Source organism: Bradyrhizobium sp. AZCC 1588, assembly GCF_036924735.1.
GTDB lineage: Bacteria > Pseudomonadota > Alphaproteobacteria > Rhizobiales > Xanthobacteraceae > Bradyrhizobium.
In genome coordinates this window covers 6,304,057-6,316,256 of sequence record NZ_JAZHSC010000001.1, presented here as the reverse complement: position 1 = coordinate 6,316,256, position 12,200 = coordinate 6,304,057, and the positions used below count along the sequence as shown (strand labels likewise).

The following is a 12,200-nucleotide window of genomic DNA, read 5'->3' as shown; positions in this document are numbered from 1 at the left end:
TTGCCTCAGTTTTTTGTTCGTTCCACCCCCGCGCCGTCACCGCAGTTGCGGCGGACGCACAAAAAGGAGGCCTTCCCTGCCCAGAAGGGCGGCCTCAAATCGGGCGGGACCATGCCAAAATCGTCCCTCCGGCGCAATGTCACGAAGGGCGAAAACCGTCGATTTTTGAAAGGTGTCACCCGGAATACGTCCAGCCAACTGGCGTCCGGAGGCATCGGGTATTCGGCCCGGCCCAAATACAAGAGCCCGCTCAACCCCGGGAGGGATCGAGCGGGCTCACCAGCCATTCCAGTACATCCGTGAAACGACCGCTTCGAGGCCTTACACCAGCGACAGGTTTTCCGCGCTTACCTTGCCCCGCATCTTGTCGGTCTTGAGTTCGAACTGAACCTTCTGACCTTCGGCCAGCCCGCCAAGGCCGGCGCGCTCGACGGCGGAGATGTGCACGAACACATCCTTGCTGCCATCGCTCGGCTCAATGAAACCGAAACCCTTTTGACCGTTGAACCACTTCACTGTTCCCGTAGCCATTTTCTCTTCTCCAAAGCACATAGGCTTTCATTCCGCGCGGCGATCGCACGGATTCAAATCCAATCTCGACGATGTCTCTGGAAAGAAGCCCCGTGGGGCGCGTTCAAAAAGGCACGGCGGTAATCGAATGCGCTACAACCTATAGGTTTTCAGCGAAATTGCAATGGCTGGCGGGAAATAAAGCCCGACGGCATTATGCGACGCCTTCAAAAATGGCTGTAGGATAGCCGTTCCAGCGCGATTTCCTTGCCCTCTTTGTCGACGAACTTCGGAACTGCACTCCCCGCGACGATCGTTCCGATGGAACTAAGCGCAACCCCTGCGCGCTCCGCGGCAGCTTCGAAGGCTTCAACATGCTCTTCCGGAATCGTGCAGAGGATTTCGTAATCGTCGCCACCGACAATCAACGCTTCCAGTCCGACAATGCCGCGCGACACCAACCCCCGCGCTGCTCCGGACAGCGGCACCTGCTCCAGATCGATCACGGCGGATACGCCCGACACGCCGCACAGCTTTGTCAGATCGCCTGCCAACCCATCCGATATGTCCATCGAAGCACTGGCGTATTCGCGAACGATCTCGGCCATCGCCACGCGCGGCTGCGGGACGCGATAGCGTGCGACCAGCATCTCCCGCGCGGCTGTATCGGCGGCGGCATGCACCTTTCCCCCGCGGAGGATGGCCAGCCCCAGCCCGCCGTCTCCGATCGTCCCCGTCACCATCACCTGCTCGCCGGGTTTGGCGCCGCTGCGATGGACCATTTTGCCTGGCGGCACGCGGCCGAATGCGGTCACCGAAACCATCAGCGGCCCCGGCGTCGACACCGTATCGCCGCCGAGCAGCGGACATGCGAACTGCCTGATGTCCTCGCCCAGCGCCGCCGCGAACGGCTTTAGCCAGCCCTCATCCGCGCTGCGGAGCGCCAGCGTCAGCACAAAGCCGGCCGGCGTAGCGCCCTTCGCGGCGAGATCGCTGAGGTTCACCCGCAGCGCCTTGCGCGCGACCGCATCGGGAGGATCATCGGGCAGGAAATGCACGCCCTCGACAATGGCATCCGTCGTCACCGCGATGTCATCGCCGGACGGCTTCAGGGCCGCAGCATCGTCGTCGAGACGGAAGGCGCCGGGGTCGGTTGCAAGCGGCCGGAAATAGCGCGCGATCAGCCAGTCCTCGCCGGACACTGGTTTGCCGCTAGCCACGCGTGAACTCGCCGGCGCGGAACTGGCGCGCGATCTGGTCGAGCACGGCGTTGACCATACCGGTCTCGTCCTTTTCGACAAAGGCATGCGCGACGTCGACATATTCTGAGACGACCACGCGGCCCGGCACGTCCTTGCGATGCTCGAGCTCGTAGGAGCCGGCGCGCAGCACCGCGCGCAGAATCGCGTCGATCCGCTTCAAGGGCCAGCCCTTCTGCAGCGCGTCGTCGATCAGAGGATCGAGCCTCGCCTGATCGCGGACCACGCCCGACACGACGTCGCGGAAGAAGGCGGCTTCCGCCGGCAGGTATTTCTCGCCCTCGACCTCGTTGCCGAGCCAGTGGCTTTCAAACTCGGCGAAAATGTCGTTGATCCCGGCGCCTGCGATGTCCATCTGGTACAGCGCCTGCACGGCGGCGAGCCGCGCCGCGCCACGGCGGTTGGCTTTCTTGTCGGGAGTTTTGGCGGGCTTCTTCTCTGCCATCATCAGGCCTTTGCCAGCCGGCGTTTGATCCGCAGCATCGCCAGCGCCGCGCGTGCGGCGTCGCCGCCCTTGTTCAACTCGCTGGCGCGCGCCCTCGCCCAGGCTTGAGCCTCGGTATTGACGGTAATGATGCCGTTGCCGAGCGGCACCTTTCGCGCGACCGCAAGGTCCATCAGGGCGCGGGAGGATTCGATCGAGACGATCTCGAAATGGATGGTGTCGCCGCGCACCACACAGCCGAGCGCAATCGCCGCGTCATACGGCTTGCCGTTCCTGTCGGCGGCATCGAGCGCGATCGCGATCGCGGCCGGAATTTCCAAGGCGCCTGGCACGGTGATGACGTCATGCGTCACGCCGGCGGCTTTCAGCTCGGCCACGGCACCTTCCAGCAGCGCGTCTTGAATGTCGTCATAGAACCGCGCCTCCACGATCAGCGCGCGCGCGCCTGTGATGTCGGTCTGGTCTTTCAGCGGTGCGCGCCGTGCGTCTGCCATCGTTCAATCCGTTTCACTCTGGTACGGCGCGTTATGTAGTCGCCGCGGGTGGCTAAGCCAAGCACGAACTCGGCACCGTCATTCCGGGGCGATGCGAGCATCGAACCCGGAATCTCGAGATTCCGGGTCTGGTCCTTCGGACCATCCCGGAATGACGGCTGCGCCGTCACTTCATTTCCGAGAGCCGCGCTGCGTAGCGGGCCATCAGGTCGACCTCGATATTGACCTCGCTGCCTGCTACCCAGCCGCCAAGCGTGGTGACGCTGAGCGTGTGCGGGATAATCAGCACCGAAAATATGACATCCTCGACCGTATTCACGGTCAGCGACACGCCATCCAGCGTCACCGAACCTTTGGCGGCGATGAAACGCGCCAGCTCTCGCGTGGTGCGTAGTTCGAACCGGGCCATATCGGGCAGATCGTCGCGCCTGACGATGGTGGCGATGCCGTCGGCGTGGCCGGCGACGATATGACCGCCGAGCTCGTCGCCGATCTTCAGCGCACGCTCGAGATTGAGTTTTGTTCCCTTAGCCCAATGCTTGGCCGTGGTCATGCCGAGCGTTTCCGCGGCGGCATCGACGTCGAACCAGGTCTTGCCGCCTTCGACGCCGGAAGCCACCACCGTCAGGCAGACACCGTTGCAGGCAATCGAGGCGCCGTCTGCAATGGTCGTCTGGTCGTAGCGGCAGGCGATCCGCATGCGGTGCAACTGCCCCTGCGCCGTCGGCTTCAAGGCGAGGATTTCGCCGATGTCGGTGACAATTCCGGTAAACATTTAAGCGCGCTCGTAAATCGTGAGAGTGTCGTTGCCTAGGCTTTCGCTAGCACGTGGCTTGAACGCGGGCGACCCGGTGAGAGTCGACAGCGGCAATGCGTCCAGCGCGGGAATGCCGTCGGCGCCGACTTTATCAGGGCCGCGCAACAGCCAGATTTCATCGACCAAGCCGCTCGCGACGAAGGACGACGCCACCCGCGATCCGCCCTCGACCATCAGCCTTGTGATGCCCTTGTCGGACAGCGCGTGCAGCACCGCCGATAGATTCAGCCACGGCGGCTGCGCGGTAGCCGTAACGCGTATCACCTGCGCGCCTGCCGCACCGAGTTTCACGGCGGCCGGCGCCTCGGCAAAATCTGAGGTCATCACCCAGAGCGGCGTCTGCCGCGCGGACTGAACTAGCTTGCTTGTGCCGGGAATGCGCAGCGCGCGATCCAGCACCACCCGCACCGGCGACCGCGCTTCCATGCCGGGCAGGCGGCAGGTCAGCAGCGGATCGTCCGCCAGCACGGTGCCGATGCCGACCAGGATGGCGTCGCATTGCGCGCGCAACAGATGCACCCGCGTTCTCGCGGCCTCGCCCGTAATCGCAACGGGCTTGTGGCCGGCGGCAGCGATCTTGTCGTCGGCGGAGACGGCGAGCTTCAGGATCACATGCGGGCGCTTGTCGCGGACGCGGCGGAAATGGCCGGCGTGATCGCGCGCGACTTCCTGAGCACCGAGCCCGACATCGACTGATATCCCGGCCGCGCGGAGTTTTGCATGTCCCTGCCCGGCCACCTCCGGATTGGGATCCTCGATCGCCGACACCACGCGCGAAATGCCGGACGCGATAGCGGCGTCGACGCAAGGCGGCGATTTGCCGAAATGCGAACAGGGCTCCAGCGTCACATACAGCGTCGCGCCCCGCGCCGCCTCGCCGGCGCGCCTCAAGGCTTCCGGCTCGGCATGCGGTCGCCCGCCCGGTTGCGTCCAGCCGCGCCCGACGATGACGCCATCCTTCACGACGACCGCCCCGACGGCCGGGTTGGGCCAGGTCCGCCCCAGCCCGCGCCGGCCGAGCGACAGCGCAAGCTGCATGAAGCGCTGGTCAGCCGCTTTGGACTCCCTGATCTTCTGCCCGTACTGGTCTTCCAGGATGCGGAAGATCATTTGCGCAACGTGGCGATCCGCGCTTCGTCCTCGCCTGAGAGCTCGCCGAGCACGGTCTCAAAATCCTTGGCCTCGCGGAAATTGCGATAGACGGAGGCGAAGCGCACATAGGCGACGTCGTCGAGCTGGCGCAGATGTTCCATCACGATCTCGCCGATCGCCTCCGAGGAGACTTCCGCCTCGCCGCCGCTCTCGAGTTCGCGCACGATCGCTGAAACCATCTTCTCGACCCGCTCAGGGTCGACCGGCCGCTTGCGCAAGGAGATCTGCAGCGAGCGGACCAGCTTGTCGCGGTCGAACGGCACCCGGCGCCCGTTGCGCTTGATGACCGTCAGTTCGCGCAACTGCACCCGCTCGAAGGTGGTGAAGCGGAAGTTGCAGGCAATGCATACCCGCCGCCGCCGGATCACGGCCGAGTCCTCGGTCGGACGCGAATCCTTCACCTGCGTATCGAGACTGTTGCAGCTAGGACAACGCATCCAACGGGACCTTCGACTTGCTAGACCTTACTGATAAATCGGGAAGCGGTCGGTGAGCGCCTTCACGCGTTCCTTGATCGCGGCTTCGACCAGCGGCGCCTTGCCGTCCTCCGACTGCGCCAGCGCGTTGAGTACCTCGGCGATCATGCCGCCGACCTGCTTGAACTCGGCGACGCCGAAGCCGCGCGTCGTTGCCGCCGGTGTGCCGAGACGCAGGCCCGAGGTGACGAACGGCTTTTCAGGGTCGAACGGAATACCGTTCTTGTTGCAGGTGATCGCGGCGCGCACCAGCGCCTTCTCGGACACGTTGCCCTTCAGGCCTTTGGGCCGGAGGTCGACGAGCATCAGATGGTTGTCGGTGCCGCCGGAGACGATGTCGAGGCCGTGGCCGCGCAGCGTTTCCGCCAGCGCCTTGGCGTTCTCGACGACGTTCTTTGCATAGACCTTGAAGTCCGGGCGCAGCGCCTCGGCGAACGCCACCGCCTTGGCGGCGATGACATGCATCAGCGGGCCGCCCTGCAGGCCCGGGAAGATCGCCGAATTCAGCTTCTTGGCGAGCGCCTCGTCGTTGCAGAGGATCAGGCCGCCGCGGGGGCCGCGCAGCGATTTGTGCGTCGTCGTGGTGGTGACGTGCGCGTGCGGCACTGGCGAGGCATGGACGCCGCCGGCGACAAGGCCGGCGAAATGCGCCATGTCGACCAGGAGGTAAGCGCCGACGCTATCGGCGATCTCGCGGAAGCGCTTGAAGTCCCAGGCGCGCGAATAGGCCGATCCGCCGGCGATGATCAGCTTCGGCTTCACCTGCTCGGCCTGCTTCGCCACCTCGTCCATGTCGATCAGATGATCCTCGCGCCGCACCGTATAGTGCGCGGCCTTGAACCACTTGCCGGACATGTTGACTGGCGAACCGTGGGTGAGATGGCCACCGGCCGCGAGATCGAGGCCCATAAAGGTGTCGCCGGGCTGCAGCAGCGCCAGAAACGCCGCCTGGTTCATCTGGCTGCCTGAGTTCGCCTGCACGTTTGCAAAGCCAGCGCCGAACAGCTTTTTGGCGCGCTCGATCGCCAAAGTCTCGGCAACGTCGACCCATTCGCAGCCGCCATAGTAACGCGCGCCCGGATAGCCTTCCGCGTATTTGTTGGTCATCACCGAGCCCTGCGCTTCCAGCACGGCCCGGCTGACGATGTTTTCCGAGGCGATCAGCTCGATCTCGTGCCGCTGGCGGCCGAGTTCGCCCTTGATCGCGGCAGCGATTTCCGGGTCAGCCTCGGCGAGCGTGGCCGTGAAGAACGAGTCGGGCGCGGAGCCGGTCTTGGCGCTGGTGGGCGAGGAGGTCATTGGGCGAAATATCTCCACCGCCGCAGGCCCTTAGGGGCGAAGCGGGCGGGTCTGGTGTGGCGGTCGAAAGAAGCGCCTGCGAGATACCACATCGGCCGGAATTGGCCAAGTATTTGCGGTACAGGGCTGGTATTTATGCAAGATATGGTGGGGATGAAGCCCCTTGTCCCGGACGCGGTGCAGCGCCTCTTGGCGGTGCACCGCAGAGCCGGGACCCAGGTTCCCCGGACGCGCCGGAAAGCTGGGTCCCGGGTCTGCAGCGCACCATTCGCTCCGCTCATGCTGCGCAGCGCCCGGGACACGAGCCCCCTCACGCAAACCGGTACGGCCCGCCCTTGGCGACCGAGCGCTGGAACGCCGGACGGGCGTGCATGCGCTCCAGCCAAGCGGCCAGGTTCCGATATGGCTCGAGCTTGTCGAACACTTTTGCCAGCTCACCGACAAAACTCATCTGGATGTCGGCGCCGGTCAGCAACGCCCCGACGAAGAACTCGCGCCCGTTCAGCGCGCGGTCGATATAGCCGAGGTGGTTCGCCAGTTCGCTGTCGATGCGCGGATGCAGCGGCGCACCCGCCTCCTTCAGTCGGCCTACATAGAGGTTGAGCATCAACGGCAGCACCGCCGAGCCTTCGGAATAGTGCAGCCACTCGTTGTAGGCCTCATAGTCCGCGCTACCGGGCGCCGGCATCATCGCGGGCTTGTCTTTTCCCTGGCCGTAGCGGCGGATGATGTAATCGACGATGGCGCCGGATTCGGCGATGGTCATATCGCCGTCAGTGATGACGGGCGATTTGCCGAGCGGATGAACCTCTTTCAACTCCGGCGGCGCCAGCCGCGTCTCGGCGTTGCGCTGATAACGCTTCAGCTCATAGGGCACGCCGAGTTCCTCCAGCAGCCACAAAATTCGCTGCGAGCGGGAGTCGTTGAGATGATGGACCGTGAGCATGGGGCTTCCTCTGGTGTTGTTAGAGCGTGGCGGTTCTTGAGGTCCCGTAGGATGGGTGGAGCGAAGCGATACCCATCAATGCCGGTGCACGTGATGATGGGTTTCGCTTCGCTCTACCCATCCTACGCAGATACGCCTTCGCGATCTCGCGACGCATTGCGCCCGAGGTTTGCTCTCAACTTACCGCCCTCTCATTTAGAGGGCGCAGGGAAGACCGGGTGCTGGCTGCACCCGCGGTCTCGTGTGCAGGTGCGCATAAGGAACACGCACACGAGCATACAGGTACAGCGGGAGCATCCCGGCCTTCCCTGCGCAATGGCTTTACGGCTTACTTCGCGCTCTTCCCGGTGAACGGCTTTCTTGCCACCGTCGCCACGCAGAAAACTTCCACGTAACTTAACGCCAGCACCGCGGCGCCAGAACCACACGACTTCGCCGTACGCCTCCTGCGCGTACGTCTTGCGCATTCAGCGTCCATCGCATCTCACCGCACGTTCGTGACGATCGCGACCCGCCCCTCAATTGGGTGAGACGCACGGTATATGTGACTGATTTGGTCTGCGACGAAAGCGGATAATTTTTGCGAGACCGGCTGGACACAACATCTAGCTGATTTGCCTGTCGGGCAGCGCGAGACCTTTGCCGGCCGCAGCGTGAACCAGATCACATGCCGCCGTTTCGACTTATGACCGTCCGGGGCAGACAGATGGATTTCCCGACATGGAAAGCTCGCTCCCACCGAAAGAGCGTCAGGCCAATTCGCGACGCAGGCTGATAACGGCCTTCCTGATCTACGGCACGATGGTCGTCGGTCTTCTGGGATTTTTCGTGATTTTCCCGAATGCCGCCAATGAAACAGTGGCCGAAAACGCACGTACTGCAACGGCAACGAAGCCGGTGCGATACGAAGGCGTGATCGCCAACTGGAACCGCTATCGCGCAAAGGACGCGCGGGCGGACGCGCAGTAACTCGAACCGGCTCAATCGAGAACCAGGCGGCCGGCAGGCTCAATGCGATCGCTTCCGCTTTTGACGACGACGATTTCGCCGCTGGCCGGCGAGACACCGGTGAGCGCCGAAATGTTCGCGCCGTGTGTCACGATGAGGTGGTTTCCGCGCGACGCCCATTTGGCGATGCGCGCGCGGGCGCCCGCCGTTAGTGTCTCTCGTTGATCGCGCAGCACCACGACATTACCGAATGTCGCAACGGTCTCGACCGGCCCCAAGTTCAGCAATTTGGCGGTGTCGATGCATCGGCACCACGGCGAGCTCAGGATCGTTTCAAACGCAATCCCTTCCCGCTTGAGCCGCGCACCGATCTTCTCGGCGTCCGCCCTCCCCTTGGCGCTCAGGTTGCGCTGGGTGGCACAATCTTCAACGCGGAAACCGGGCGGATCGCCAAAGCCCCCCGGCGCATCGGCATGCCGCATCAGCGCGACATGCCCCCCGGCGCGCAACGCCTTCCAGGCATTGGCGGCTTCGTCGGCAGTGGCGATCTCCGCCGAACTGAACAAACCGACGAGGAGCGCGAAGATGGCAAAGCGAATGCAGGACATGGCAAAGCGGCCTTGCTAAAAATACGCAATCAAGCGCCCCGCGCAGATGACGCCGAGCCATAGCAGGATCGATAGCAGTGCAGTCACCTTGGCTGCGCCGGACGCCTTGTCGCCCCAGTGTTCAACATAACGCCATGGAACGGCATGCGCGATCACGATGTTGATCAGCGCCGCACCGATCAGAAGCAGCTTGATCTGGAACGCGGGATTTTTCACGACATGCGAAGCATCGGCGCTGAACAGCAAAAAGCCCATGCTGATCGCGAGCAGAAAGCCCGCACGCGACACCGGCAACAGCAATTGCGCCATCGGTTGAATGGCAAGCGTGCGCCCGAGTCCCAGCAGCCTCAAATCGAGCGCCAGGATCGATCCCACCAGGATCACGAAGCCGATAATGTGCAGAATCTCGACCGCGGGATAAAGCGCCGGCGAGGAGCGCATCGCATGGCCCAGCGCGCTTTCCTGCAGCGCCAGGAATATCGATGCGGCCGGCTGGTGTTCCACTGCCCTACCGCAATTCGATACGCTTGCCGTCGAGCACGATGTATTCGATCCGCGCCTCGTCCGGCTTGCTGGTGTGAGGATAGCCGAACACGGTGCAGGTCTTGCCGGGCGCGATCAGCTCGCGCGTTGCGCCACGCGCCTGCATGCGCGACGGCGGTGCCAGGACGAAATGCCAGTGCTTGCCGTCGACCTCCATCTCGATCCCGCAATGGGGATTCTCGAAGGTCGATTTCAGGATCTTGCCGGTAACGGTGAACGATTTTGACGTATCGTAGCCGCCCCAGCCATGATGGGCGATGGCGGAAGCCGGCACAAGGCCAGCCGCCAGCGACAGAAACAAACGACGTGTGAGTGAGGTCATGGCGAGCCTCCGCCGATCAGAGACGCAAATCTATGGCGGCGCGCGCGAGGCAGCAAGGCTCGCGTCAAGCCGCGGCAGCAAGGCGTCTCTTCGTTACAATCCTGTATACCCTCCCTTCACCGGATCGTTGCTGCCATCGAGCTGGCGTAGATAGGTGAGCCCGCACACCGTCAGCCGGTGCGGATCCTTCTCGCCCGCCTCGACCAGCGTGGTGAGATAGGCCGTGACCTTGGCGCGCGCCTCCTCGCTGGCAGCGGCGCTGCAGTTCAGAAGCAGGTCATAGGTCTGCATGATCCGTTCGATCGCGGCTTCCATGGATTTCTCCTGAGTTGCGTGAGCGGGTGATCGTTCAGGCCAATGCGCCTGCTTCGAACGTGGCGATCGCCTTGTTGGCGAGCCTGAGCCTGTTGAACTCGCCGCGCCGGAACATCTTCACGATGATTGCGAGCAATCGCTCATCGGTGACCAGGGTATCGGCAATGGCACCGCTCTTGCGAAGGTAGTCTGAGGCGATCGCGTAGGCATCGCCCACCACCTCAAAATTCATGACCTGAATTCCGCGCTCGACCAGCATGCCCTCACCTGTTTTGTGGCCGGGCCGATAATTCGCAAGCGCGAAGATGGTTCCGCCGCGATGGTTCCAATGCGAGAAATCGCAATTTCTCTTTAGGAAACAGCGATAGCTGCCCGGAAATACGGAGGATTTCCCTTCAAAAACAAAGCGCACCGGAGCCGGAAGACCGGCGCCGATGCGCGTCGAGCAGGGCTTTACTGCCTTGCCAGTTCATTTGTCCGCTTGTTGGCGGCCGGTCTTCTAGGTGGCCGGCTCGGCCAAACGCAGACGAGATTCATTTGTTCGGACGCGTTTTCTCACGCGTTTTCTTGGCGAGAACCGTCTCCACCCCCGGACTGCAGTCCGAAGACAGGCTTCGCGCGAAACGCTTAACGATTCTCAGAGCCGATACAGGATCTGGTCGGTCCAGAACCGCTCGAGGCGGTGCAGCGACTTGTTCAGCGTTGCGAACTCCTCATTCGAGATGCCGCCGACCTGCTCCACCGTCTTGACGTGCTTCTGGTAGAGCGCATCGACGATCTTGCGGATTTCCTGGCCCTGCGCGGTGAGGCGAATGCGGACCGAGCGACGATCGACGCGCGAGCGCTGATGATCGAGGAAGCCGAGCTCGACGAGCTTCTTCAGGTTATAGGAGACGTTGGAGCCGAGATAATAGCCGCGCGTGCGCAACTCGCCCGCGGTCAGCTCCTTGTCGCCGATGTTATAGAGCAGCAATGCCTGCACCGAATTGATGTCGGCGCGGCCGCGGCGATCGAATTCGTCCTTGATGACGTCGAGCAGCCGGCGATGCAGCCGTTCCACCAAAGTCAACGCTTCCAGATAGAGCGGCTGCACCGGAGTTTGACCGGCAGAGCGTTCAGCGGTTTCCACCGCCGTTGCAACGGCTTTGATCATGACACTTCCCCTGTCGTCGTTTTTCGACTTATTTCGACGAAACTTCTGTCCCGCCTGATAGCTTCAACTTAAGGGGGCGGTTTGAAGATCCACTTAAATAAGACAATAAAGAGATCATGAATTTAACAGAGTGAATTGTGGATTAAGCCCCATGGATCAAGGCTTTTTGCAACATTTCATTGACGCTGGAAGCGTCCTGTTCACGCTTCGTCTGCAAGCCTTGTCGCATTCGGAAACAGGTGCGTCTGAAATCGAAACGCTCGCGTAAGATGTGTGGTGGAACCCTTTACGGCCTTTAACGGTGACCAAATCGTTACGGAAAAACTTTTTGAAAATTGTACGGGATCGCGTCGCGGATTCTGCACGCGGATGGATTATGGCGGAAAACTGACAGAGTTGAAGGATGCTGCTGCGCTGCTCCGTCGCCTCGCTACGGCGGGCGCTCGCGCGCGGCCATCCAGGCGAGCGCGAGATAGGCGGCCAGCATTACAGCCTCGAGCGCCACCACCGTCAGGCTGCCGCCGTAGATGCCCGGAAACATCAGCTCGATCACCGCTGTCGACACCACAGTGGTGAGCCAGACCACCGCGCCCCAAGGCGTCGCGAGCCACAGGCCGACGGCGCCGACAAGTTCGATGACGGCGAAATAGACGGTCGCGGTCTGCCAGGCCATCGACTGGTTCTCGAACGCCTCTTCCTCGCCGCCGATGAAACCCGTGACCTGCGCCCAGTGGTACAGGCCCTTCATGATCGACACGACCGCCATGATGCGCAGGAACAGCACCAGCCGACGCGTCCACACATTGTCGTCGGGCTCGATCCGCTCCGACGACATCGCCGCCATGGACATCGCATTGTCCCTGGCATGGTCCCGCCCCTGATCGCGCGCCGAAAGGTCAGACATGGAAGCCGA

The 12,200-nt window shown here is 62.8% G+C and carries 17 protein-coding genes; 1 reads left to right on the top strand and 16 read right to left on the bottom strand.

What is annotated here, in order from left to right:
- Nucleotides 1–321: 321 nt before the first annotated feature.
- From V1277_RS29370 to V1277_RS29330, 9 genes are all read right to left on the bottom strand, one after another.
- Nucleotides 322–531 (bottom strand): cold-shock protein, encoded by a 210-nt coding sequence (locus tag V1277_RS29370; RefSeq protein ID WP_028345703.1) that lies wholly within the window; start codon nt 529–531, stop codon nt 322–324.
- 206 nt (nt 532–737) lie between these two features.
- Nucleotides 738–1,730, bottom strand: coding sequence for a thiamine-phosphate kinase (gene thiL / locus V1277_RS29365; RefSeq protein WP_334419280.1), 993 nt, complete (start codon nt 1,728–1,730; stop codon nt 738–740).
- Nucleotides 1,723–2,214: a transcription antitermination factor NusB gene (gene nusB / locus V1277_RS29360; protein ID WP_334420488.1), complete on the bottom strand. Its 492-nt coding sequence runs from the start codon at nt 2,212–2,214 to the stop codon at nt 1,723–1,725. The genes thiL and nusB overlap by 8 nt, the downstream gene beginning before the upstream one ends.
- 2 nt (nt 2,215–2,216) lie before the next feature.
- Complete coding sequence (gene ribH, locus V1277_RS29355; RefSeq protein WP_213255539.1) at nt 2,217–2,708, bottom strand: 6,7-dimethyl-8-ribityllumazine synthase; 492 nt, start codon at nt 2,706–2,708, stop codon at nt 2,217–2,219.
- 166 nt (nt 2,709–2,874) lie between these two features.
- Entirely contained in the window at nt 2,875–3,483 is a 609-nt protein-coding gene (locus V1277_RS29350) for a riboflavin synthase (protein WP_334419279.1), read from the bottom strand.
- Nucleotides 3,484–4,635 carry a bifunctional diaminohydroxyphosphoribosylaminopyrimidine deaminase/5-amino-6-(5-phosphoribosylamino)uracil reductase RibD gene (gene ribD, locus V1277_RS29345; RefSeq protein ID WP_334419278.1) on the bottom strand — a complete coding sequence of 384 codons (1,152 nt, stop codon included), beginning with the start codon at nt 4,633–4,635 and terminating at the stop codon, nt 3,484–3,486.
- Nucleotides 4,632–5,114: a transcriptional regulator NrdR gene (gene nrdR / locus V1277_RS29340; protein ID WP_028345697.1), complete on the bottom strand. Its 483-nt coding sequence runs from the start codon at nt 5,112–5,114 to the stop codon at nt 4,632–4,634. The genes ribD and nrdR overlap by 4 nt, the downstream gene beginning before the upstream one ends.
- A 27-nt stretch (nt 5,115–5,141) precedes the next feature.
- On the bottom strand, nt 5,142–6,452 hold the full coding sequence (glyA, locus tag V1277_RS29335; protein WP_334419277.1) for a serine hydroxymethyltransferase: 1,311 nt from the start codon (nt 6,450–6,452) through the stop codon (nt 5,142–5,144).
- A gap of 310 nt (nt 6,453–6,762) precedes the next feature.
- Nucleotides 6,763–7,398 (bottom strand): glutathione S-transferase family protein, encoded by a 636-nt coding sequence (locus tag V1277_RS29330; protein ID WP_334419276.1) that lies wholly within the window; start codon nt 7,396–7,398, stop codon nt 6,763–6,765.
- Nucleotides 7,399–8,118: 720 nt separating this feature from the next.
- Between V1277_RS29330 and V1277_RS29325 the strand changes: the two genes are divergently transcribed.
- The gene (locus tag V1277_RS29325) at nt 8,119–8,367 is read left to right on the top strand and encodes a hypothetical protein (protein WP_334419275.1); all 249 of its coding nucleotides are present in this window, start codon (nt 8,119–8,121) and stop codon (nt 8,365–8,367) included.
- Between the two features lie 11 nt (nt 8,368–8,378).
- Here the strand turns inward: V1277_RS29325 and V1277_RS29320 are convergent, their stop codons facing one another.
- The 7 genes from V1277_RS29320 to V1277_RS29290 all read right to left on the bottom strand — a co-directional run bounded on the left by V1277_RS29320 (nt 8,379) and on the right by V1277_RS29290 (nt 12,191).
- Nucleotides 8,379–8,828, bottom strand: a complete 450-nt coding sequence (locus V1277_RS29320; protein WP_334419274.1) for a histidine phosphatase family protein — start codon at nt 8,826–8,828, stop codon at nt 8,379–8,381.
- Nucleotides 8,829–8,969: 141 nt separating this feature from the next.
- Entirely contained in the window at nt 8,970–9,458 is a 489-nt protein-coding gene (locus V1277_RS29315; protein ID WP_334419273.1) for a hypothetical protein, read from the bottom strand.
- Between the two features lie 4 nt (nt 9,459–9,462).
- Nucleotides 9,463–9,819: a DUF6152 family protein gene (locus V1277_RS29310; RefSeq protein ID WP_065747060.1), complete on the bottom strand. Its 357-nt coding sequence runs from the start codon at nt 9,817–9,819 to the stop codon at nt 9,463–9,465.
- 93 nt (nt 9,820–9,912) lie between these two features.
- Entirely contained in the window at nt 9,913–10,134 is a 222-nt protein-coding gene (locus V1277_RS29305) for a hypothetical protein (RefSeq protein WP_334419272.1), read from the bottom strand.
- A gap of 34 nt (nt 10,135–10,168) precedes the next feature.
- Nucleotides 10,169–10,393 carry a hypothetical protein gene (locus V1277_RS29300; protein WP_334419271.1) on the bottom strand — a complete coding sequence of 75 codons (225 nt, stop codon included), beginning with the start codon at nt 10,391–10,393 and terminating at the stop codon, nt 10,169–10,171.
- Nucleotides 10,394–10,771: 378 nt separating this feature from the next.
- The gene (ldtR, locus tag V1277_RS29295) at nt 10,772–11,287 is read right to left on the bottom strand and encodes a transcriptional regulator LdtR (RefSeq protein ID WP_028345688.1); all 516 of its coding nucleotides are present in this window, start codon (nt 11,285–11,287) and stop codon (nt 10,772–10,774) included.
- A gap of 430 nt (nt 11,288–11,717) precedes the next feature.
- Nucleotides 11,718–12,191, bottom strand: a complete 474-nt coding sequence (locus tag V1277_RS29290) for a DUF6163 family protein (protein ID WP_334419270.1) — start codon at nt 12,189–12,191, stop codon at nt 11,718–11,720.
- Nucleotides 12,192–12,200 lie beyond the last annotated feature (9 nt).